Source organism: Kaistella sp., assembly GCF_049588135.1.
In the GTDB taxonomy this organism is placed as follows: domain Bacteria; phylum Bacteroidota; class Bacteroidia; order Flavobacteriales; family Weeksellaceae; genus Kaistella.
The window spans coordinates 1-23,777 of record NZ_JBAVFG010000091.1 but is presented as its reverse complement, the minus strand read 5'-3'; the positions used below and the strand labels follow the sequence as shown (position 1 = coordinate 23,777).

At 35.1% G+C, this 23,777-nt stretch carries 20 protein-coding genes; 5 read left to right on the top strand and 15 right to left on the bottom strand.

Features of this window, described 5'->3' with window-relative positions:
- Nucleotides 1-15 precede the first annotated feature (15 nt).
- The 12 genes from ftsA to mraZ form a co-directional block, all read right to left on the bottom strand.
- Nucleotides 16-1,389, bottom strand: coding sequence for a cell division protein FtsA (gene ftsA, locus WBY99_RS05340; protein WP_423975300.1), 1,374 nt, complete (start codon nucleotides 1,387-1,389; stop codon nucleotides 16-18).
- A 123-nt stretch (nucleotides 1,390-1,512) separates the two neighbouring features.
- Nucleotides 1,513-2,349, bottom strand: coding sequence for a cell division protein FtsQ/DivIB (locus WBY99_RS05335; RefSeq protein ID WP_423975299.1), 837 nt, complete (start codon nucleotides 2,347-2,349; stop codon nucleotides 1,513-1,515).
- Nucleotides 2,350-2,382: 33 nt separating this feature from the next.
- On the bottom strand, nucleotides 2,383-3,750 hold the full coding sequence (gene murC / locus WBY99_RS05330; protein WP_423975298.1) for a UDP-N-acetylmuramate--L-alanine ligase: 1,368 nt from the start codon (nucleotides 3,748-3,750) through the stop codon (nucleotides 2,383-2,385).
- A 138-nt stretch (nucleotides 3,751-3,888) separates the two neighbouring features.
- On the bottom strand, nucleotides 3,889-5,046 hold the full coding sequence (gene murG, locus WBY99_RS05325) for an undecaprenyldiphospho-muramoylpentapeptide beta-N-acetylglucosaminyltransferase (RefSeq protein WP_423975321.1): 1,158 nt from the start codon (nucleotides 5,044-5,046) through the stop codon (nucleotides 3,889-3,891).
- Between the two features lie 51 nt (nucleotides 5,047-5,097).
- Nucleotides 5,098-6,321 carry an FtsW/RodA/SpoVE family cell cycle protein gene (locus tag WBY99_RS05320; RefSeq protein ID WP_423975297.1) on the bottom strand — a complete coding sequence of 408 codons (1,224 nt, stop codon included), beginning with the start codon at nucleotides 6,319-6,321 and terminating at the stop codon, nucleotides 5,098-5,100.
- Between the two features lie 20 nt (nucleotides 6,322-6,341).
- Nucleotides 6,342-7,673, bottom strand: a complete 1,332-nt coding sequence (gene murD / locus WBY99_RS05315) for a UDP-N-acetylmuramoyl-L-alanine--D-glutamate ligase (RefSeq protein WP_423975296.1) — start codon at nucleotides 7,671-7,673, stop codon at nucleotides 6,342-6,344.
- Between the two features lie 93 nt (nucleotides 7,674-7,766).
- Complete coding sequence (gene mraY, locus WBY99_RS05310; RefSeq protein WP_423975295.1) at nucleotides 7,767-9,008, bottom strand: phospho-N-acetylmuramoyl-pentapeptide-transferase; 1,242 nt, start codon at nucleotides 9,006-9,008, stop codon at nucleotides 7,767-7,769.
- A gap of 29 nt (nucleotides 9,009-9,037) precedes the next feature.
- Entirely contained in the window at nucleotides 9,038-10,498 is a 1,461-nt protein-coding gene (locus WBY99_RS05305; protein WP_423975294.1) for a UDP-N-acetylmuramoyl-L-alanyl-D-glutamate--2,6-diaminopimelate ligase, read from the bottom strand.
- Between the two features lie 41 nt (nucleotides 10,499-10,539).
- Entirely contained in the window at nucleotides 10,540-12,531 is a 1,992-nt protein-coding gene (locus WBY99_RS05300; protein WP_423975293.1) for a penicillin-binding transpeptidase domain-containing protein, read from the bottom strand.
- Nucleotides 12,515-12,880: an FtsL-like putative cell division protein gene (locus WBY99_RS05295; protein ID WP_423975320.1), complete on the bottom strand. Its 366-nt coding sequence runs from the start codon at nucleotides 12,878-12,880 to the stop codon at nucleotides 12,515-12,517. Before WBY99_RS05295 ends, WBY99_RS05300 begins: the two co-directional genes overlap by 17 nt.
- Nucleotides 12,881-12,941: 61 nt before the next feature.
- Nucleotides 12,942-13,835, bottom strand: coding sequence for a 16S rRNA (cytosine(1402)-N(4))-methyltransferase RsmH (gene rsmH / locus WBY99_RS05290; protein WP_423975292.1), 894 nt, complete (start codon nucleotides 13,833-13,835; stop codon nucleotides 12,942-12,944).
- A 40-nt stretch (nucleotides 13,836-13,875) separates the two neighbouring features.
- The gene (gene mraZ / locus WBY99_RS05285) at nucleotides 13,876-14,343 is read right to left on the bottom strand and encodes a division/cell wall cluster transcriptional repressor MraZ (protein WP_423975291.1); all 468 of its coding nucleotides are present in this window, start codon (nucleotides 14,341-14,343) and stop codon (nucleotides 13,876-13,878) included.
- Nucleotides 14,344-14,591: 248 nt separating this feature from the next.
- Between mraZ and WBY99_RS05280 the strand changes: the two genes are divergently transcribed.
- From WBY99_RS05280 to WBY99_RS05260, 5 genes are all read left to right on the top strand, one after another.
- Nucleotides 14,592-15,356 (top strand): alpha/beta fold hydrolase, encoded by a 765-nt coding sequence (locus tag WBY99_RS05280; RefSeq protein ID WP_423975290.1) that lies wholly within the window; start codon nucleotides 14,592-14,594, stop codon nucleotides 15,354-15,356.
- 59 nt (nucleotides 15,357-15,415) lie between these two features.
- Complete coding sequence (gene yihA, locus WBY99_RS05275; protein WP_423975289.1) at nucleotides 15,416-16,033, top strand: ribosome biogenesis GTP-binding protein YihA/YsxC; 618 nt, start codon at nucleotides 15,416-15,418, stop codon at nucleotides 16,031-16,033.
- 25 nt (nucleotides 16,034-16,058) lie between these two features.
- On the top strand, nucleotides 16,059-16,508 hold the full coding sequence (locus tag WBY99_RS05270; protein WP_423975288.1) for a GNAT family N-acetyltransferase: 450 nt from the start codon (nucleotides 16,059-16,061) through the stop codon (nucleotides 16,506-16,508).
- A gap of 163 nt (nucleotides 16,509-16,671) precedes the next feature.
- Nucleotides 16,672-18,021: a T9SS type A sorting domain-containing protein gene (locus tag WBY99_RS05265; protein WP_423975287.1), complete on the top strand. Its 1,350-nt coding sequence runs from the start codon at nucleotides 16,672-16,674 to the stop codon at nucleotides 18,019-18,021.
- Between the two features lie 113 nt (nucleotides 18,022-18,134).
- Nucleotides 18,135-20,273 carry a S46 family peptidase gene (locus WBY99_RS05260; RefSeq protein ID WP_423975286.1) on the top strand — a complete coding sequence of 713 codons (2,139 nt, stop codon included), beginning with the start codon at nucleotides 18,135-18,137 and terminating at the stop codon, nucleotides 20,271-20,273.
- A 90-nt stretch (nucleotides 20,274-20,363) separates the two neighbouring features.
- Here the strand turns inward: WBY99_RS05260 and msrA are convergent, their stop codons facing one another.
- The 3 genes from msrA to WBY99_RS05245 form a co-directional block, all read right to left on the bottom strand.
- The gene (msrA, locus tag WBY99_RS05255) at nucleotides 20,364-20,918 is read right to left on the bottom strand and encodes a peptide-methionine (S)-S-oxide reductase MsrA (protein ID WP_423975285.1); all 555 of its coding nucleotides are present in this window, start codon (nucleotides 20,916-20,918) and stop codon (nucleotides 20,364-20,366) included.
- 347 nt (nucleotides 20,919-21,265) lie between these two features.
- Nucleotides 21,266-22,177, bottom strand: a complete 912-nt coding sequence (locus WBY99_RS05250; RefSeq protein ID WP_423975284.1) for a T9SS type A sorting domain-containing protein — start codon at nucleotides 22,175-22,177, stop codon at nucleotides 21,266-21,268.
- A gap of 142 nt (nucleotides 22,178-22,319) precedes the next feature.
- The gene (locus WBY99_RS05245) at nucleotides 22,320-23,450 is read right to left on the bottom strand and encodes a hypothetical protein (RefSeq protein ID WP_423975283.1); all 1,131 of its coding nucleotides are present in this window, start codon (nucleotides 23,448-23,450) and stop codon (nucleotides 22,320-22,322) included.
- Nucleotides 23,451-23,777 lie beyond the last annotated feature (327 nt).

The following is a 23,777-nucleotide window of genomic DNA, read 5'->3' as shown; positions in this document are numbered from 1 at the left end:
TCTTGGTTTTTTTAATTATTCAACTTCTTCAAAGAATTTTTTTACGCTTTCCATTATTTTTTGACCGATGGTCAGTTTGTTCCGTCTTTTTTCTGCAGCTTTCTCCACCAAGGCCTCTTTAGCATTAGATTCGTCTTGTACTAAGATTTCATCTATTGTTAACTTGGTATCTGGTTTTACGGTAAGTTCAACTTTTTCTTCACTATTTTCAGGAGTATTTTTTTTGTCGCGGATTTTTAAACTTTCCATTAATAATCCTATGGCAGTTGCATATTCCGGACCTTTTAAATGCTGGCTTTTATCATTGGTTACATATTCATTAGCAAAACCGATTCTGCTGTCGAAACCTGTTGTATAATTCGCCAATTGTCGGAGATGACGAAGATTAGAACCTCCACCTGTTAAAACAATTCCTGCAATTAGTTTTTTCTTTTGTTCAAAAGCGCCGTATGCTTTTAATTCGGTATTTACCATTTCCAAAATTTCTTCCACTCTCGCATTTACAATTTGTGCTAAAGTTTTTAGTGAAATTTCTTTATCTGGTCTTCCGTGCAAACCGGGAATGGTAACGAAAGTGGTGTCTTTTTCTAATTCGGGAACTGCAGATCCGAAATTCACTTTTAGTTTTTCTGCATGCTTTTCAATAATGGAACAGCCTTCTTTAATATCATCGGTAATAATTCCGCCACCATAAGGAATGACGCAAGTGTGACGAATAATATTGTCTTTGAAAATTGCAATATCTGTAGTTCCACCACCAATATCTACGATGGCAACTCCAGCTTCTTTCTCTTCTTTGGTTAAAACTGCTTCAGAAGATGCTAATGGTTCTAGAGTTAAGGCTTCCATTTCTAAACCTGCTTCTCTGACGCATCTTGCAATATTTCTAATACTACCCATTTGACCAACTACCACATGGAAATTCGCTTCTAGACGAGTTCCGTGCATACCGACAGGTTCCTGAATTTCACCTTGGGAATCTACTTTATATTCCTGCGGAAGAACATGAATAATTTCTTCACCAGGAAGCATTACCAACTGTTTAACCTGATCTTTTAATTTTTCGATATCATCATCTGTTATAAAACGATCTGGATTTTCCCTCATGATATAATCTGAATGTTGAAGGGAGCGAATGTGTTTGCCTGCGATGCCTACCGTTACTTTATGTATTGGTACTCCAGCGCTTGATTGTGCTTGTGTTATAGCAGCTTTTATGGACTGAATGGTTTGGGAAATATTGTTTACAATACCTTTGTGAACTCCTAAACTTTTTGCTGTTCCTACGCCTAGAACTTCAATTTTTCCGTGGGTGTTTCGTCGTCCGACAATGGCCACAATCTTGGTGGTACCGATGTCGAGGCCTACTGAATACTCGTGATTTTCCATTATTATGTCGATTTGATTTTTTATCATTTTCAAAGAATTAAATCCTTTGTTTTCTTATTTTTATTTTGAAAGAATTCTCATCTTTCATTTTGCTAATTGATTACTTTGTGACTTTTCTGTATATTAATTAGTTTTTGTTTTATTTTCTATTTTTTGAGCATCGGCTTTTTTCTGATTAATAACTGGTAGCATTGCCAATTCTTTTTTACCGACTGCAATGATGCTATCATTTTCTTTAAAGTTAGGATTCAGCGTTGTTACAATTTGATTGTCGTACTTCAACGAAACTTTCGTGTATTTTTCTGGCTCTTGATGAATCAGATATTTTTCTACGAAAGCTTTAAATCCTTTTACTTTTAAATCTATTTTTTCCAGATCGCCGATTTCGACTTTAAAATATCCTTCGCTGGTCAAGAGTTCATAATTGTCTTTCTTTTTAGAAATACCGATGAAATATTTTTTGCTGAATTCATCCCGATCAATTTTAGAAATAAGTTCTGCCAACTTTACATATTCTGACTGTTTCACATTTCCGGTGACCAACATACAAGGGAAAGAATAGTTTTTCGAAATCGGGAATTCAACTCCTTTTTCATCGACATAAAAATCCCGGTCATCTTTCGTTAAACGGAAAGCCGGAACTCTTTGCTTAATGTCCAAATTCAAGTTTCCGTTTAAGTTTAAATAGACATTTGCGCTGTCTACCGCTGGAAGTTGATTTAATTTCTTTTCTAATTCTGGAATATTAATGTCGCCGATTCTTTTCGTTGGATTCGATTTTTTCACAATATCCTTAATGTCTTTTTCATCGATGAAATAGACTGGATTTTTGGTTTTAATTAAATTAACGGAAACCTTTTCCATCGATTTATTATTGAATCTTTTCAACGAAAAACTCAGCAGAAATCCGAATAGAATTACTGTAATTAAAATTTTTAATATTCTGAATTTGTTTTTCATATTTTTAAAGACTCCAGATTAAAGGTCTGAGATTTAAGATTTATTATTTTCATTCAACCATTCAACGATTCCGTCATATAAAGTATCGATATTTCCTGCGCCAACCGTGAGCAAGACATCGAAATCTTTTTCCTTTATTTTATCGAAAGCTTCATCCAAAGTTGAAACTTCCTTTTTCTCTAATTTAATTTTTTCTAAAAGCCAAGCTGAAGTTATTCCTTCAAAATTCTCTTGTAATTCGCGCGCCGGATAAATATCAAGCAAAATTAATTCGTCTGCTTGATCCAAACTTTCCGCAAAACCATCTGCAAAATCCCGAGTTCTACTGAACAAATGCGGCTGAAAAGCAACCAACAATTTTTTGCTTGGATAAAAATGTTTAATCGAACCGATCACTGCATTTAATTCGGTCGGATGGTGTGCATAATCGTCGATATAGATTTTTCCGTTTTCGAAATTATGTTTGGTATATCTTCTTTTAATGCCTTTGAAATTGGCAATTCCATGTTTTAAAGTTTCAAAATCTACTCCTAAATTATTCAGAATTGCAATCGCAACCGTCGCATTTTCAACATTGTGAATTCCTGGAATTTCCCATACGAAATCACTTATTTTTTCTGTTGAAGTATGAAAATCAAAATAAATTTGATCACCAATTTCTCTGATATTATCGGAATAAAAATCGGCTTCTTCGTTCACAGTGTAGGTTTTTGCTGGGCGACCAATTTCTATTCCTTTTCTTACAAAAAGTTGGTTGTTTTTGGGAACCAAATTGGCAAAATCACTGAAACCTTGTTCAATCGTTGCTTTGTCGCCATAAATATCCAAATGATCTGCATCGGTAGAAGTAATCGCTGCCCAATCTGGTGAAAGGTTGAGGAAACTTCTATCGTATTCATCGGCTTCTACAACAGAAATCTCGTTTCCATTAAAGAAGAAATTCGATTTAAAATTTTCGGCAATTCCACCCAGAAAACACGAAAACGGAAGATTGGCTTCTTTGCACAAATGCGCAACCAAAGATGAAGTCGTGGTTTTTCCGTGAGTTCCGGCAATGGCAATACAATTGGTGTTTTCGGTAATCATTCCGAGAACTTTTGCACGTTTTAGAACCGTGAATTGGGTTTCATTAAAATAATTGAGAATATCTAATTTTTTAATTGCGGGCGTATAAATTACGAGTGTATTTTCTTTATCTAAGTTTTGAATTTTTTCATTAATAGTATCTTCAAAAACAATATCAATTCCTTCCAAAATCAAAGTAGAAGTCAGTTTCGTTTCGGTTTTGTCATAACCCAAAACATTTTTCCCGGAAGCGTGGAAATAGCGAGCCAGAGCGCTCATTCCGATGCCGCCGATTCCTACGAAGTAGAAGTTTTGATAGGTTTCTAAATTTTTCATTCTTTAATTCAAGGTTTAAAGTTCAAGACTCAAAGTTTTTGATTTCGCCCTTTTAGAGCCTTTTTTTACTCTTTTTTTTTCAAAGGGGTTCACCCTTTGCTGATGATTTCGCCACTTCGTGGCTGCACATTGTATTTGCTATTTTTTACTTTGTACAATTTTCATAATTTCATCCACAATTTCTTCGGTTGCTTTTGGTTTTGCGAAGAATTTCAGATTTTCACTCATTTCTTTTCTTACGTTTTCATTCTCGCAGATTTCCATTAAAGTCGTCCAAAATTTTTCTTTCATTTCGGTGTCTTTCACCATTCTTGCTGCATTTTTTTCAACTAAAGTCATCGCGTTTTTGGTTTGATGATCTTCTGCCGCAAACGGAAAAGGAACGAGCAAAACTGGTTTTTGTGCAATCGCTAACTCGGAAATCGCAATGGCACCAGCTCGGGAAACAATTACATCTGCTGCGGAATAGGCGAGTTCCATATCGAAAATGAATTCCTTTAATAAGATTTGAGATTCGAGATTTGAGATTTGAGACTTTGTTTCTTCCTTCAAATTTTTGTAATCTAATTTTCCGGTTTGCCAGATGAGTTGGAAATTTTTTTCAATGAGTTTTTCTAAATTTTCTTTCCAGCCGTTGTTTAACGTTCGGGAACCTAAAGATCCGCCGACGGAAAGAATGGTTAATTTATTTTTATCTAAACCTAACTGCTCTTTTGCTGAATCCTTTTCGACCAAATCTGTAAGAATATTTTTTCGGACAGGATTTCCTAAAAAGAAGGTTTTGGTTTTCGGAAAGAAATGATCCATATTAGGATAAGCGGTGAAAACTGCTTTTGCTTTTTTAGCCAAGAAAGTGTTTGTTTTTCCGGGCAACGAATTTTGTTCCTGTACAAAAATCGGAACGCCTAAACTGCTTGCCATAAAAAGAGCAGGTCCACTTGCAAATCCTCCTGTCCCAATGGCAAAATCTGGTTGAAATTCTTGAATGGTTTTTCTCGCTTTGGTAATACTTGAAAGCAATTTAAATGGTAATCTTAAATTTTTCAACAAGCTGCCACGATCGAAGCCGGCACTATTTAAACCAACGATTTTGTAGCCTGCATGCGGAACTTTTTCCATTTCCATTTTTCCGTTTGCACCAATAAATAAAAACTCGGCGTCGGGAAATCTTTTCTTGATTTCGTCTGCAATAGCGATTGCCGGGAAGATATGTCCTCCTGTTCCGCCGCCGCTTAACAAAACGCGAATTGCTTTTGGCTTCCGATAATTATCGGAATGGCTCGTGGCTTTCGATATGTTTTCTAAATTATTCAAAATGAAATTTTAAAAATCAATTATTAATTATATTTAAGCAATATCATTTATTTCTTCAATACTCTGTTTTTTTCCCATTCCTTCTTCGTCATAAACCTGAATTCTTGAACTTACATTGAGGATAATTCCTAATTGAATATAGGTTACCAACATCGAAGTTCCACCATAACTTATTAATGGCAAAGGCTGTCCTGTAACCGGAATCAGATTAATGGCGACTGCAATATTTACTGCAAGTTGCACAAAAATCATCGTCCCGAGACTTAGAACCAGAAGACTCCCAAAGAAGGCTGGCATTTTACTGGCAATCATTACGATTCGGATAATCATTATTAAGTAGAGCGCAATTAAAACTGTTGCTCCAATAAAACCATATTCTTCAACAATAATGGCGAAAATAAAATCTGAAGCAGACTGAGGAAGCATTTGTTTTAGAGCACTTTTCCCGGGACCCATACCGGTAATTCCACCGTGAACGATGGCGGCTTTGGCTTGCATGACCTGATAATTTTTTGCTTTATCTGCTTCGTCTTCAATTTGACTTTCTTTTTTGGTAAATGTTTCTACACGGCTCATCCAAGTGTGAACACGGTTGCTTCCGATAAGATCTGTTTTTAAAGCCAAGAACATAAAAATTCCTATTGCAACCGATGAAATCCCGAGAAATCCGAAGATGTATTTTTTATTTAACTGACCGATAATCATCACGATTAATGACACCATTAATATCATTAAAGCTGTTGAGCCATTGTCTTTTGCGACCAAACCAAAGACCAATAGAACTGGTCCGAAAATGTAAAATATATTTTCAATCGGGAGCCGTTCTCTTTTGATGGCCTTTGTTAAGTATCTGCAGAGGTAAATAATCAACATTAAATAAGCAAAAGAAGAGGGCTGGAAAGAAATCGGTGTTCCCGGAATTTTCAGCCAACGTGAGGCAGACGCACCATCAATTGTTTGACCGGTAACCATCGTTAATCCAAGTAATATTACGGTAAATCCTAAAAGAATACTGCTGAGTTTTCCGATGTATTCATATTTAAAAAGACCGACCCCACGCATAAATGCCAAACCGAGCACTACAAAAAAGGTGTGCTTGATGAGGTGCGAAGTGGTGGTTCCGCTGTTCACAATATATTCCAAATTAGAACTTGCAGAATAAACGGGGAATACCGAGAAGAACGAAATCAATAAGATCACACTCCACAGCACTTTGTCGCCTTTTAGTAGTTCGAATTTGTTTTCTCTTTCCTGCATTTTTTGCTATTTGCCAATGGCTATTGGTTTTTTAATACTTCTTTTTTAAATTGATTTCCGCGGTCTTCATAATTGTCGAATAAATCGAAACTTGCGCAACATGGGGAAAGCAAAACGGTATCTCCTTTTTCTGCTAAAGATTTCGAAACGCTTACTGCTTCTTCTATGCTGGAAGTGCTGTAAATGGTCTCTTTTTTATCTTTAAAGAAATCGATTATTTTCTGATTATCAAGTCCTAAACAGACAATTGCTTTTACTTTTCTTTTAACTAAATTTTCTATCTCGGTATAGTCATTTCCTTTGTCAACACCGCCTACGATCCAAATGGTTGGTTGATTCATGCTTTCCAAAGCAAAGTAAGTCGCATTCACATTTGTAGCTTTGCTGTCATTAATAAAAGTGACTCCATTAATTTGGGCAACTTGCTCTAAACGATGCTCAACTGCCTGAAAAGTCATTAATGAATTTCGAATGCTTTCATTGCTGATATTCAGTATTTTACTGGCAATAGAAGCGGCTAAACTATTGGCGATATTGTGATTTCCAACTAAAGAAAGTTCTGCGATTTTCATTGAAAATTCGTCTTCAATGTTGACCGTGATTTTGTCATCATTAATACAACCACCTTCACTTAAATGCTCTTTGGTAGAAAACGGAATCTTCTTTGCTCTGATCGCTAATTTTTCCAACAGATTCATGCTCATTTCATCATCTTTATTGTAGATAAAGAAATTATCATTTTCCTGATTTTCTGCAATTCTGAATTTTGCCATTGCATAATCTTCATAATTGTAATTATACTGGTCAAGGTGATCTTGACTCAAATTCAATAACAAAGAAATAAACGGTCGGAAATTCTGAATATCATCTAATTGGAAAGAACTCACTTCCAAAACATAATAATCGAAATCCTCATCTGCAACTTGTCTGGCAAAGCTTTTCCCGATATTTCCTGCTAAACCAACTTTCAAATGATCATTTTTTAAAATATGATAGATCAATGAAGTGGTGGTCGTTTTTCCGTTGCTTCCAGTAATTGCTATAATTTTGGCTTTGGTAAATTCTGCTGCAAATTCAATTTCCGAAGAGAGGCGAATTCCTTTTTTATTGATTTTAGAAATAATATCGGCTTTCTTGGGAATGCCTGGAGATTTTATAATCCAATCTGCTTGAAGAATTCTTGCTTCGTCGTGCTGTCCTTCTTCGAACTCAATTCCAGCTTCGATCAACTGTTTTTTGTAGTCGTCTTTTATCGCACCTTTATCCGAAAGAAAAACATTCATGCCTTTCTTCTTTGCTAAATATGCTGCACCCACGCCGCTTTCTCCGCCACCTAAAACAACTATTTTCATATCTTTTAATTCAAAGTTCGAGGGTTTAATGTTCAAAGTTTCAAGTTCCATGTTTAAACTACAGACTTCAAGCTTCCAACTTCCTGCTTTCTTTTATCTAACTTTCAATGTGATTAAACAAATAATGGCAAACATCACCCCGATGATGATCATTCGGTTTACGATTTTGCTTTCGTGATATCCTTCTTTTTGATAATGATGATGGAGAGGAGACATTTTGAACAATCTGTTGTTCTGAGCGTACTCTAATCCGTATTTTCTTTTTCTATATTTAAAGACTCCTACTTGTAATACCACAGACAGGTTTTCAATTAAGAAAATTCCACATAAAACAGGAATCAGCAATTCTTTTCTAAGAATAATTGCCAAAACAGCAATTACACCACCCAACATTAAACTTCCGGTATCACCCATGAATACTTGAGCCGGATACGTATTGTACCAGAAAAAACCAATAACAGCACCAACTAAAGCGAGTGCAAAAATGGTGGTTTCACCCATATTTGGCAGGAACATAATATTGAGATAATCTGCAAAAATGATATTCCCCGAGAGGTAGGCAAAAAATGATAAAGTTAATAGGATGACGACACTTGTTCCTGCGGCGAGACCATCGATTCCATCGGAAATATTGGCGCCATTGGAAACCGCAGTAACGATAAAAATTACTATTGGGATGAAAACGATCCAAGCCCATTCGTGTGCTTTTTCCGGAGTCATCCAAAATAAAATTCCACTATAATCAAACTCGTTGTTTTTTACAAATGGAACGGTAGAAACGGTGGATTTTTCGGTCGGCATAAAGTTGGCTTCCACGTTGTTTCGGTTGACTTCTTTGGCATCTGCATATTTTCTTTTCACCGTAATATCAGGATGGAAATACATGGTAACTCCAACGATTAAACCCAGACCAACCTGTCCAATTACTTTGAATTTCCCGCTGAGCCCGTCTTTATTTTTTTTGATTTTCTTTAAATAGTCGTCGATAAAGCCGATTGCACCCATCCAAAGTACAGATACAATTAGCAAAACGATATATACGTTCAGAATTCTGGTGAAAAGTAAAACCGGAATCAGCGTGGCCAAAATGATAATTAAACCACCCATGGTCGGCGTACCTTCTTTTTGCTTTTGACCTTCTAAGCCTAAATCGCGTACTAATTCGCCCATCTGTTTATTTCGCAGATAGTTGATGATTTTCTTACCAAAAACCAAAGCGATTAGGAGGGAAAGCAAAACTGCCATTCCTGCACGGAAAGAGATGAATTTAAACATTCCCATTCCAGGAACGTGAATTCCGTGGCTGTTCAGATATTCGAAAAGGTAATATAACATAATGTTTTATTTAATCTTTCAGTTGATAATTATTTCGACATGAGCCTTGCCAGCTCCATAATGGTTTCCTTATCATCAAAATGGTTTTTCACGCCATTGATTTCCTGATAAGTTTCGTGTCCTTTGCCGGCTACTACGACAATGTCTTTCGGTTCTGCAAATTTAATTGCCATTTTAATCGCTTCTCTCCGGTCAGGAATAGAAGTGTATTTGCTGAAGTTTTGAGGTTCTACGCCTGCTTCAATTTCTTTGATGATTTCTGCAGGATCTTCAGTTCTTGGATTATCGGAAGTGATGATGGCCAGCGTAGATTTTCTCGTTGCGATTTTTCCCATTTCAGGACGTTTCGCATGATCCCTGTCTCCGCCGCAACCAAATACGGTGATCAGCCTTTCGTTTTTGGTCCGGATATCATTGATAGAATCCAATACATTTTCTAAAGCATCGGGAGTGTGCGCATAATCGACAACGAAGAAAATTCCGCCGTCAGATTTTAAAGTTTCAAATCTGCCGTTCACTCTTTTTAATTGTGAGATTGCCGGTAAAATATCATCTTTATGAAAACCGCATTCAATCGCAACTGCATACGCAAGAAGCAAATTGTAAGCGTTAAATTTTCCTGTTAAAGTGGTCCAGAATTCTTTTCCATTAAAGTTGAGAAGCATCCCATTAAAATCAATTTCTGTGATTTTCCCATGGAAATCTGCCATTGTTTTCAAAGCGTAAGATTTCTTTTTTGCTTTGGTATTTTGAAGCATTACGTTTCCGTTTTTGTCATCAACATTCGTAATAGCAATTGCTTCTGGGTTTAACCCATCGAAAAATCTTTTTTTCGTTTTAAGATATTCTTCAAACGTTTTGTGATAATCTAAATGATCATGGGTAATATTGGTAAAACCTGCGATTTTAAATTGTAAACCTTCGGTTCTGTGCTGATGAATGCCGTGGGAAGAAACTTCCATGAAAGCATATTCACAACCAGTTCCTACCGCTTTTGCCAAGATTTTATTTAAAATTAAAACATCGGGAGTGGTATGAGTTGACGGAATAATTTCGTCGGCAATTCTATATTCAACGGTTGAAATTAAAGCGGATTTAAAACCTAAAGTTTTGAATATATCGAACAGAAGAGTAGTAACAGAAGTTTTTCCGTTAGTTCCAGTAATTCCGATGAGGTTCAGTTTAGAAGAAGGATTTCCATAAAAATTAGAAGCAAGATGTCCCAAGGTTTTTGATGCATCTTTTACTTTAATGAAAGTAATTTCGTTATTTAAAGTTTCTGGTAAATCTTCGCAGATAATTACTTTCGCACCTTTTTCAATAGAAGAATTAATATAAGAGTGCCCGTCCGAAACCGTTCCTTTGATGGCAACATACAGTGAGTTCTCAACAACTTTTCTGCTGTCGAAAACGATTTCGGAAACATCGGGATTTTCATTTCCGATTATTTCTAAAACTGGGATTCTATTTAATAATTCTTTTAAAAACATAATTAATATTGCCTTCTCGGCTCTTTTTACTTGGCTCTTATTTAATTCTGCAATTGCAGATAAATTCTTTGGTTTTTATTAATAATGGTTCCTTCTAGTGGGAACTGTTCTTTTATTTTTCCGACTCCTTTATAATCAACACGATAGCCTTGGTTTTCTAATTGTGGAATAATGTTTTTCCCGATTAAGCCAGTTACATTGGGCATCATTCTATCTGTTACTGCAACGTTTACCGTTGGCTCAATCATTTTACTGAGATCTACTTTTTTCTCAACCAACATTTCTTTCTCGATATTCTGTGGTGTTTTCAAGAAAGTTTTCCCAGCGATTTCTTTGAAAACGGGTGCGGCAACGGTTGCTCCATAAAAACTTATTGAAGTATTGGGCTCGCTAATCATTACATAGCAAGTATATTTTGGATTATCGGCAGGATAAAATCCAGCGAAAGAAGCGCGGTATTTCATAGGTCCAGGAAGCCAATATTCAAATCTTGCAGTTCCTGTTTTTCCTGCCATTTTTAAATTTGGTGTGAAAATACTTTTTCCTGTTCCTTTCTCTACGGCTTGCGTTAATGCGTTTGTCATCATTTTAATCGCATTTTCCGAAGCCATTTTATTGACCATTACTTTGGGTTTCGCTTCATAAAGTGTTCTGCCGTCTTTTGCTATTTTTTCTATAAAAAGAGGTTCCAGCATTTTGCCTTTATTTGCAATACCATTGTAAAAGGTGGTTAACTGTAAAAGATTAATATTGGTTGCGTATCCGTAAGAAATTGAAGCCAAGGTTGCAGCATTCCAAGTTGTACTTTTAGGAGTTAAAATTCTTGGTTTTGTAATTCCTGGAAGTTCAATGTCCATTTTATCAAAGAGTTTCCAACGGCGCAAGTGATCTAAAAATACCTGTGGTTTATCCGCATAATATTGAGTAATCAACTTAGCTGTTCCTACGTTGCTTGATTTTGCCAGAACATCTGAAATTTCATAAGTTCCTCCACCATGTCCATCAGAAATTCTTTGTTTAGCGTAAGTCCAAACGCCGTTTCCAACGTTTACGGTGGTATGTTCATTTATGAAACCATCATCCATTGCGGCTAATAATGAAATGGTTTTAAAAGTAGATCCCGGTTCGATATTATCTTTTATCGCGTAATTGTAAGCATCCACATAAATCCCTGGTTCTGTTCTTCGAAGATTTACCATGGCTTTAATTTTTCCGGTGGCGACTTCCATAACCAAAACGGTACCGTGTTCTGCTTCAAATTTTACCAATTGTTTTTCTAAAGCAGAATGAACAATATCTTGAATTCGGATGTCAATAGTGGTGTAAACATCCTGGCCATCGATTGGTTCATTAACTTTCCAATAATCGATTGGTTTCCATTGGCTGGAATTAACTCGTTGCTCTAATCGTGTTCCGTCGGTTCCAGTCAAGAATTTAGAAAAAGCACCTTCAAGACCTGATTTTGAAATATTATTATCCATCCCGATGGTTCCCGCTCCAATTTGGGTGGTTGCTAATTCTCTTTTATAATTTCGATCAACGATAAAACCACCTCTGTTTTTACCTTTCTTAAAAATTGGGAATTGGCGAATTCGATCGTAATCATCAAAATCAAGTCCTTTAACCAAAGGGTAGTATTGATTTTTTGCTTTTTTCTGCTGATCAAATCGATCTCTGAAATAGCTTCTTGGCTTGCCAAACATTTTTGATAATGAATCTGTTAAAGCGCTAATATTGTTTGAGTAAACAGTGTCTTTAATGATTTTAAAATCCAGATAAACATCATAACGCATTACGGTAGTCGCTAGGATGGAGCCGTCCGAAGCATAGAGATTTCCGCGAGCTGCTTTTAAAGTAGCTTCGCGATAATTTTTATTGATGTAATCATCTTTGATTTCCTGTACATTGGTGTTTTGTAAAAATAGAATTCTAGCAAGAAACACCACAAACAAAACGAAGGCAAACCCTGTAAAAAGGTAGCCCCATCTCAATGTGTTTGAGCGTTTTTTTTCAAATTCATTTTGTACTGCCATCTAAACTATCTAGTTTTATCAATATTTTGTGAGGATGATTTTCTAATGATAGCAAGGAATCCTGCACCATTTCTTTTCCTAATTCTGATTCTAATTTTACTTTAATGAGCCTGCTTTGTGCAAACGCATTTCTCGATTTAAACTCTTCGGTTTGCTCTTTTAAAACATTAACATGTTCAATTTTCTTGCTTACTAAGTGATTGCTGTAAATCATAATCATTAATAAAAAGAACACCAGCAAAAAATACCTGTAATGAATGGTCACTTCATCACGATTCAAAAAATTCCCTTTTACAATATCAATAAAAGTGAGTTTTTTCTGTGGACGATTTGTTGGTCTTTTTGCCATATCACTGTAATGAGTCATTAGCAATGGGTAATTATATTACTGATCGCTTATTGCCAATTTCTTATATCTTTATACCTGTTCTTAATTTTGCACTTCTTGCGCGTGAGTTTTCTTTAATTTCTTCACCATCTGGAACGATCGCTTTTGTTTGCAAAAGATCAAATGTCTTGTGATAATTCCCATAAATATCTCGGGCTGGTTCGCCTTCGAACATTCCGTTTTTCAGAAATCTTTTAACTAAACGATCTTCTAAAGAGTGGTAAGAAATCGCAACTAATCTTCCGCCTGGTTTCAATATTTTGTGTGCCTGAACCAACAATTCTTTTATGACTTCCAGTTCTTGGTTAACTTCGATTCTGATTGCTTGGAAAATCTGTGCGTAAACTTTATTTTGCTTAAACTGAGGAATGTAACTGAAGAGTTTTTTTAAATCTTCTGTCGTTTCAATGGGTTTCAGTTTTCTATGGTTAACGATTTCTCTTGCAAGCTTACGCGATTCCCGAATTTCACCGTATTGGTAAAAAATGTCGGCGAGATGCTCTTCTTCATATTCATTAATTACTTTTTTGGCATCCAGAAGCTGCATCACGTTCATTCGCATATCGAGTGGCGCATTGCTTCTTGTCGAAAAGCCTCTTTCTGCTTCGTCAAATTGATGAGAAGAAACACCGAAATCGGCTAAGATCCCATCAACTTGTGAAACTCCATACATCATTAATGCATTTTCTAAAAATCTGAAATTTTGATTAATAAGCGTAAATCGTGGGTCATCGATATTATTTTTAAGTGCATCCAAATCTTGGTCGAAAGCGTACAATTTGCCTTTTTCAGAAAGTCTGCTCAGGATTTCACGCGAGTGACCTCCGCCACCGAAAGTACAGTCCACGTAGATGCCGTCTGGATTTGTTACCAGATCATCGACACTTTTCTTCAGCAAAACAGGATTGTGATACATTTTTTCTAGGTGTTTTTAATTAAAAATTTCTTCGAACGTTTTACTGTTCCTCTTCGAAACTGATAGTTCCCATCACGTCTTCAGCCAATTTTGCAAAATCTTCTTCTGAAGTAGTGATTACTTTTTCATACGCCTCTTTATCCCAGATTTCAAAAAGTTCGCCTGCACTGGTAATTACAATTTCTTTTCGAAGGTTTGCAAAGTGCGTAAGGTCTTTTGAGATTTGTAAACGACCCGCATTATCAGGTTCTACGATTTTTACTCCGGCCGTAAACATTCGGATAAAATCTGCGTTTTTCTTAATGAAGCGGTTAAGTGTATTGAGTTTGTTCATCAGTTGTTCCCAGCCTTTCATTGGGTAAACTTCAAGACATGGTTGAAATACAGCGCGTTTAACCACAAAGGAGTCATCGCCAAAATCCTCCATCTGTTTTACCAGTGATGAAGGGAGTTTCAGCCGACCTTTGTCGTCTATTCTGCATTCATATGTTCCGATGAAATTCTTCATTTGGTGACAAATTTATAGAAAAATTTCCAAAGCCTCCCACTTTTTCCCACTTTTTGACTTAATGTTAATAAGTTTTGGGTTTAGGATTAAAGTATTGATTAAAAAGAAGTTAATAAGTTGTTTTGATTTTTTTTTGTAAAAGTTGGTAGTTCAGTGAAAATATCTTAAATTTAATATATAAATAATGCTAAATAAAGTGATTTTGGCGTTTAATTTGTATTTTTGCAAACGCTTATAGCGTAATATTTATGATATTTAAAACAAAAAAGGACAAGAAGTTCGCTTTTATAGAAGCTGGAGAAGGTGACCCTGTAATTTTATTACATGGTTTAATGGGTGGTTTAAGTAATTTCGATGATACTGTTGATTACTTTTCAGAGAGAGGATACCAAGTTTTTGTTCCTGTACTCCCTATATATGATTTGCCGGTTCTTAATACCAATCTTACAACAATCGCAAAATATGTTGCGAAATTTATTGAAGAAAAAGTTGGGGGGCCAGCGACAATAGTGGGTAATTCGATGGGAGGTCATGTAGGATTAATTCTTACTTTGGCTAGACCAGAATTGGTTAAAAATTTAGTCCTTACTGGTAGTTCCGGTTTATATGAAAGATCGTTTGGTGATAGTTTTCCTCGAAAAAGCGATAAAGATTATATTAGAAAGAAAACCGAAGAAGTTTTTTTTGATCCAAAGGTTGCAACCAATGAGTTGGTAGAAGAGGTTTTCGCTGTGGTGAACGACAGAATGAAAGGAATTAAAACAGTGATGTTAGCAAGAAGTGCCATTAAACACAATATGTTGAATGATTTACCAAAAATCACAACACCAGTTTGTTTAATTTGGGGGAAGCAAGATAACGTGACACCGCCAGAAGTGGCAATTGATATGCATAAATCATTACCCAACTCGGACTTGTATTGGATTGATGAATGTGGACACGCGGCAATGATGGAAAAGCCAAAAGAATTTAATGACCTATTGTATTCTTGGTTACAAAAACAAAAGAAATAGTTGAATGGAAGTTTATTCTTCCATTTTTTATTGAGTTACATTTTATTAAGAAACTAATTATGATTATCAAGACAGCAGAATTTGTAAAAAGCAGTGATAGATGGCAAGATTGTCCTGAACCAACCATGCCAGAATATGCATTTATTGGAAGATCAAATGTTGGGAAATCATCGCTAATTAATGCGTTGATGAATCATAAGTATTTAGCAAAAACTTCTGGAACTCCAGGTAAAACCCAACTTATTAATAATTTTATCATTAATGAAAGTTGGTCTCTTACCGATTTGCCAGGTTATGGTTATGCTAGGGTTTCAAAAAGTATGCGCAAAGATTTCGAAAAATTAATTACCAATTATATACTGAATCGAAAAAACTTAGTCAATCTTTTTATTTTAATTGATTCCCGACATACTCCCCAAGCTATCGATATTGAATTTATTGAATGGTGTGGTGAAAACGGAATACCTTTTTCAATAGTATTTACCAAGGCGGATAAGTTGAAGCCTACGGTAATCGCTAAAAATGTTGAGCACTACAAATCGGAACTTCTGAAGACTTGGGAAGATCTGCCTGAAATCTATGTGACCTCTGCCGAGAAAAAAACGGGAGGTGAGGCGATACTTGATTTCATTACCAAAACAAATGAATTCTTGATGCATAATCATATTAAATTTTAACGATCAACTTATTGCTAGTTTAAAGATGGAGAATTTCATTTGGAACATTAAGACGTTCGATCAACTTTCAACCAAGAAGTTATATCAAATTTTAAAGGTAAGAATCGATGTTTTTGTGGTAGAACAGAACTGTCCTTATCCAGAAGTTGATGGTTATGATTCCCAAGCGATTCATCTTTGGGCAGAAAGCAAAGGTGAAGTTGTTGCTTATTGCAGAATTTTCGAGCCCGGAATAAAATATCCCGAAAGTTCTATCGGTCGGGTCTTAACTCATCAAAAATTTAGAAAGATGAATTTAGGAAAATCATTGATGAGGTTTGCAATAAATACTATTGAAGCGAGATATCCAAAAAATGCAATACGGATTTCAGCACAGGACTATCTTCTTTCTTTTTATACAGGATTTGGATTTATTTCGACAGGTAAAAGCTATTTAGAAGATGATATTCCACATACTGAAATGCTGAAAGTTTAATTTTAAAAGGCTGTTAATTAGGTTGTTTTGCTCTTGAATATTTAAACACTGAAAATGCTACATTCTCAGTGTTTTTCTTTTAATATTAAAAAAGTGACATATATTTTTGGTTTTTGTTTGTAAAATATATACTTTTACAAAAAATCAATTAACTTTTAATATTATGAAGAAAATTTTACTAACTGGTTTCGCACTAGTTTCTATGGTATCACAAGCGCAATCTTGGGTGGATCAAGCTACTAAATTCCCTGCTAATACTGGTGTTAAAGAAGTGGTGGTTGTGGATGCAAATACCGTGTGGGCATCTGCTTATGATGGAGCTGGCGGAGGAACTTATCCTAAAATTGTTACTAGAACTACAAATGGCGGTTCTACTTGGACTGCTACCAATATTACTGGTCCAGGATCAAATGCTTTAGTTTCTGATATTGCTGCAATTGATGGTAATACTGCTTGGGTCGTTACTGCACCGTTTAATACTGGAAGTAATGCAAATAGAATGTGGAAAACAACTAATGGAGGAACGAGCTGGTCTCAGCAAACCATTGGTTATACTGCTGGTTCATTTGCAAACCATGTTTATTTCTGGGATGCTAATAATGGCTGGTCTAGTGGGGATCCTTTAAATGGAAAATTCGAAATGTTTAAAACAAGCAATGGTGGAACAACATGGACATCTGTTGCTGGAGCACTTGTACCTGAGAATGATGATGAATTTACTTATGTAGGATTAAAAAAAGTAGTGGGAGATAATATTTGGGTAGGTACAAGTATTGGTCGTATTTTACATTCTGCTAACCGTGGAACTACTTGGACTGGACATTATAGCCCAGTTCTTGATTTCGGTGGAGTGATTACTACAGGATCTACAGGAAGCATGGCTTTTAAAGATGCTAATAATGGTATTTTAATTGCTGTTGACGGTCAAACAGCGGGCTCAACTCCAAGTGCAGGAATCTATTCGAGTACAGATGGAGGAGCGAATTGGGTAGAAATTGAAACTACTGGTACTTGGTATTTTGGTGATATCACTTATGTCCCAGGAACAGAAAATACTTATGTTACAACGGGAATCAATTCCAGTAGTGATGAGTTCATGGGTTCTGCTTACTCAACCGACGGTGGTAAAACCTGGATAAACATTGATAGTGGTGAACAAAGAGGTACTTTAGGATTCTTAAATGCTACTACAGGTTGGGCAGGTCAGTTTTCTGATGGTCCAACAGGAACAAAAGGAATCCTTAAATTTAATGGTAATTTGAGTTTAGCGGTTGCTGATAATGCTGTTAAATCAAGCTTAAAAGTTTATCCAAACCCAGCATCTGATGTTGTAACTGTTACTTCAAACAAAGAAATTCAGGCTGTTAATATTATTGACCTTTCAGGAAAAAGAGTACAAACAACCAAAACAACAGGGAAAGTTAATGTTTCTTCTTTAGCGAAAGGAACTTATATTTTACAAGTGTATTACGGTAATGGAGCTGTTGAAAACACTAAATTGATTAAAAATTAATCATTAAATTATTTAATTTTTTATTTAAATGGATGAGAAAAATCTCATCCATTTTTTTGTTACCTACCAAGTAAAATGAATTTCTTAAATTAGCGCCTTAAATAAATTATTAAATGAAAAGAATTTTTTTATTACTCACATTTATGATGAGTTTCCTGCAATTGAAAGCAGATGAGGGAATGTGGCTTTTGAGCATGATCAAAAGACTGAATGGAGTAGATCTTAAAAGAGAAGGCTTAAAATTAACTCCCGAAGAAATTTACTCTGTAAACAATTCTAGTTTAAAAGACGCTATTGTACAGTTCGGCGGAGGCTGTACTGCAGAAATGGTTTCTAAAGAAGGATTGTTATTTACCAATCACCACTGTGGCTACGGAAATATTGCAGCGCTTTCAACTCCAGAAAATGACCATTTAACCAATGGTTTCTGGGCAATGAAAAAAAGCGAAGAACTTCCTTCAAAAGGACTTTCTGTAAGATTTATGGTAAGAATGGACGATGTTTCTAAAAGAATCAATGCCAAACTCAACAATAATATGTCTGCCGAAGATAGAAATACGATCATCAACGCAGAGTATAAATTAATCCAAGCTGAAAACTCAGAAAACGGAAAATATACGGTTGTAGTAAAAGATTTCTATAACGGAAATGAATTCTATTATTTTGTTTATCAGGATTTTAAAGATGTTAGATTGGTGGGAACTCCTCCAAATGCATTAGGGAAATTTGGTGGCGATACCGATAACTGGGAGTGGCCAAGACATACGGTAGATTTTTCTGTGTTCAGAGTATATGCAGATGCGAACGGTAATCCTGCAGAATATTCTCCGAGCAACGTTCCAATGACACCAAAACATGCGCTTCCTATTTCAATGAGAGGATATAAACCAGGAGATTTTGCAATGATCTTAGGGTATCCAGGAAGAACAAATAGATTTTTGACTTCTTTCGGTATTGAACAAATGGTTACTAAAGATTATCCGGCATGGGTAGAAGCTTCTAAAGTTGCCATGGATGTAATGAAAGTTTACATGGACAAAGATCAGGCAACCAAACTTGATTATGCTTCCCAATATGCTTCTGTAGCCAATTACTGGAAAAACAGACAAGGTACCATCGATGCAGTGATCAAAAACGGTACGATTGCAGAGAAACAAGCTTTAGAAGAAAAATTCCAAACTTGGGCTTTGATGCCAGAAAATATTGAAGTATATGGTGGGATTTTACAAGATATTAAATCGAACTATGCGCAAGTTTCTGATCGTAATGTAGAAAGAAATTATTCTTCACAGTTGCAGAGAAATGCGAAATATATTACAGTTGCGTACCAATTAGGTTCATTGATGCATACTTATGCTGATCAAGACGAAGCCGGGAAAGCTGCAATGAAAACCAAAGTAACTGATGCAATTGATAGGTTATATGATGGTGTAAACATTAAGCTGGAAGGTGATATGTTGAACGCTATGGTAAGCCTTTATCAACAAAGAGTTAATAAAGAAGTAGGTTCACCAACCTTGTTTGCTGCTGATGCAAAGAACCTTTCGAACGTAGCTTTTTCTTCAATTTTTGCTACTAAGGAATCTGCAATGGATTTTGTAAATAATCCAGATCGTTTGAAAATCGACGCTGATCCATTATTGAAATTGGCTAACGGTTTTGTTACAGATCAAAAATTAAGCGGTGAAAAATTTGCTAAAGTTGATGATGCTTTTGCTAAAAATAGCAGATTGTTTTTAGACGGTCTTAGAAAATCTCAACCAAACACAGCGTTCTATCCAGATGCGAACTCTACCATGAGATTGACTACTGGTAAGGTGACAACTCTTCCAGAAAGAACTGATAGAAATTACTTTGGAATCAAAGAAAAAAATAACTACTACACAGATATCAACGGAATGGTAGCTAAATATAAAAAAGGTGATGAGGAATTTGATTTGCCTCAAAGATTCCTTGATTTGGTGAAGAAAAAAGATTTCGGTCAGTATAAAGATAAAAAAGGGTTTATGCCTGTAAATTTCTTGACGGATAATGACATCACAGGAGGAAACTCTGGTTCTCCAGTTCTTGATGGTGAAGGTAATTTGCTAGGTTTAGCATTCGATGGAAATAGCGAAGCCTTGAGTGGAGATATTATCTTCGATAAAAAATGGCAAAAAACCATAAACGTGGATGTGAGAATGGTTCTTTGGACTATTGAAAAATACGGAAAAGCAGGTCACTTAATTAGTGAAATGACTTTGGTAAAATAAAAATATCCAAATATAAAAAGCCCACTGAATGAATTTTCAGTGGGCTTTTTGTGCAATTATTTATTATCCGAAATCCGTTTATTATTGTTCTTATTCGGGCTTTAGCATTCCCAATTCGCCATAATGTTTTTTGAATTTCGCAACTTTTGGTCCAACTACAGCACTGCAAAAAGGTTGCGTAGGATTCGCCTCATAATATCCTTGATGGTATTGTTCGGCAGGCCAAAATTTTTCGAGTTTTGTAATTTCAGTTACATATTTTGTACTGTACTTTCCAGAAGCTTCTGAGATTTTCATTGCTTCTTCGGCTTTAGCTTTTTCAGCATCATCTTTATAAAAAATCACTGAGCGGTATTGCGTTCCAATATCTTCTCCTTGTCTGTTCAATTGGGTAGGGTCATGCAGGAAAAAGAAAACATCCATCAACTGCTCGTAAGAGATAATTTGGGGATCATAAGTCATTTGTACCACTTCGGCATGACCTGTGTCTCCTGTGCAAACTTCTTCATAAGTAGGGTTTTCTTTATGTCCGCCTGCATATCCTGAAGTCGTAGATTCTACTCCTTTTAGTAAATCAAGTACGCTGTCAACGCACCAAAAACATCCACCACCAAAGGTGATATATTCTAAATTTTGTTTGTCCATTTTTTGATTTTAAATTAAAGGTTCTTCTTTCTCTCGTTGCTGGAGAAAAGTACAACTTGCCAAAATTAGTAATAAATTTTTAGAATCATCAAATGGTAAGTCGGGGCACAATTTGAAATTTATACTAACGGTTTATTGATTTGAGCTTTATAGTAAAACAGAACCCTTTGTATAAATTAATTTTGTCTTTTTGTGATAATCAGAAACGATTCGCTTTTAATCTCATTTGAATTTCAAATAAGAAGAGGAGAAGTATTTTCAATGTGATAAAATTTAAAATTATTGATTTTTAAACCAAAAAAAGAAGACTTTTTGCAGTCTCCTTTTTTAATCATCTGATTGAGTATTTAGTTTTTTATAATCTTGACGGTTTCAATCTTTCCACCTTCTAAGATAATTCTGAAGAAATAAGTTCCAGAAATTAAATTACTTAGATTTATTTGATTATTGATTATTCTAGTATTATTGATTACTTTTTGTCCAGTTAAATTGAAAACATCAACAGATTCAACCTTTTTTTGAGAAGTAATATTTAATACATCTTTTACTGGATTAGGATAAACAGAAACAGACGCAAGGTTTGCTGGCTCAACCCCCAATAACGCTTCGTTTGTTAACTTCCAAGCTAATCCATAAATTTTATAACCGAGTATTGTGCTCAATTGGGTCCATTGCGTAAAACCTCCATTGGCCAAATTATCAGGATCTATAAATACAGATTCATTAGAAGCACCTGCAGAACCGTACCAATGCCAGAAAGCACCTTGGGTAACAGGATAACCCACTGTTGGGAAAGCACTAAGCCAATATTCTCCAGGATTTAGAACAACTTGGTTTCCTCCATTGGCTGCTGTCATAGGAATTGTAAATTTAAAATCCATGCCCTCTCCTTTTTCCCATGTAAAGGCTGAGAGCGGAATGTTTTTGATGGCATACACCGCATCAGCTGCATCGGAGGGATTTCCTAAAGGAGTATTTATATTATTTTTAAAAATATAAATATTAAAACCGGTGATGCCTTCTTCTAAACCTCCAATGCCGTCAGCTCCATATAGCGTTAGTTCTCCTAAAGCTAAAGAACCTTGCAGAATACTAAATGAGTCTGCACTAAAGATTCCTTTGTTATCATTTCCAATAGAGGAGTTAATTGCAGTAGATGGATTGGGTGGATGATTTACAATAATCGATTGTGAGAATGCATTTGCTGTAAAAAGAAGGAAAACAAAAAGTTGTAATTTTGTTAGGTAAAATTTGTTCATAATGATTTATTTAATTATTTGAAGCAATTTTACTTCTTAATCATTTATAAAAAAAATATCAACCAACTCAAAACCGTCCCGAGCCTTTGTTTTGCGATGACCCATAAACGTCCTTTGTGTTTTCGGCGATGCAACTGTTTGGTTACAAGTCGTTGAACCATTGATAAATATCTGTTTCTTTTGAAATTTTTAATTTCTTTTTTGTGAGGTATTTTTTATTCCGTACGGTTTTGGGTTCGATAAATTTATACTTTGCAATATCATTGGTAGATAATTTCAATTTTAAGAGTGCGAAAAACTCTATTTCAGACTGAATAGCTTCTGGATAAATTTTTAAAATTTTAGCAGTGAAATCAGGAAACACCTCTTCAAAAAAAGCCATAAATGCCAAATCCTTATTTTTCAGCATGGCTATTAATTTGGAATAATCTTCACTGTTTTGGCTTGTAGAAGCTTGTAATAAATATTCTTGATTTATTTTTTCCTGCCGACTCAAGATTCTGTTTTTTCTGATAAAGAAAAATAATGCTATAGGCATGGCGCTCAACACAAAGGCAAATAGATATATATAATTTTTATCTATATTGCTCTTTTCATTCAGTAACTTATGTAGTGATTTATTTTGATTTTCAGTGATGTTTAATTTTAAAGAATCTATTTTTGTTTTATAAATTACTACCGAGTCTTCTTGTTTCAAGTAGCTATATACTTCAATAATCTTCTTATACAGATTTTCATTATTATTATGATTTTTATATCCGACTAATTTTTCTGCTTCCTTAAAATATGCAAGTGATTTGTGGTATATTTTCTCTTTCATTGCGATTTCTCCTAAAACCTGAAAATTATTAAGTTGCACATTTGCATTTTTATAATTTCTTTCCAGCGAAAGAGAAAGAAGCGCAAAATGTTTTGCCGAATCCTGTTTTTTCATCTGGTAATAAACTACTGCCAAGTTGGAGTAATGGGTGTATAATAATTTATCTCTATTCTTTTGATCTGGATTTTGATCAAATTCTAGCCTAGATAGTTTGAGGAATTTAAGTTGATTTTTATAGTCTTCTTTTATTGAATAATAATTTGTAAAATCAATATATATATCAGCTTTGGTTATAAAATAAAGCGAATCTTTAATTTCTGATTTGTTAACAAATTCCAATGCTTTTTCCAATTCCTCAAATCCCTTGTCTGGTAAGCCACTAAAAGCATAAGATTCAAAAAGGAATCTTTTAGCAAAAGCTTGATATATTGGCTTTTTGTATTTTTCAGACACTTGGAATAAAGAATTGGCAGTAGTGATCATGTTTTCGAAATCATTTTGATTTCTATAGTAATTATATAGGTTTCGCAGTGCTCTAATCTCAGCTTCATTTGCATTAATTTTCCGCGAATCTTTTATAATTTCCTGAATCTCCAAAAACGCCTTTTCGGGATCTGTTTTCAGTAATTGTTTGTTTTTTTCTGCTTTTATCAATAATTTTTTTTCTGCGGTATAGTCTTGTGAAAAACACACAGTTCCAAACAACAAAATCAATAGGCTAAGATATTTTTTCATATTCCGCCAAAATTAATATTTTTTTTCACTATTTGAAAAATCAAG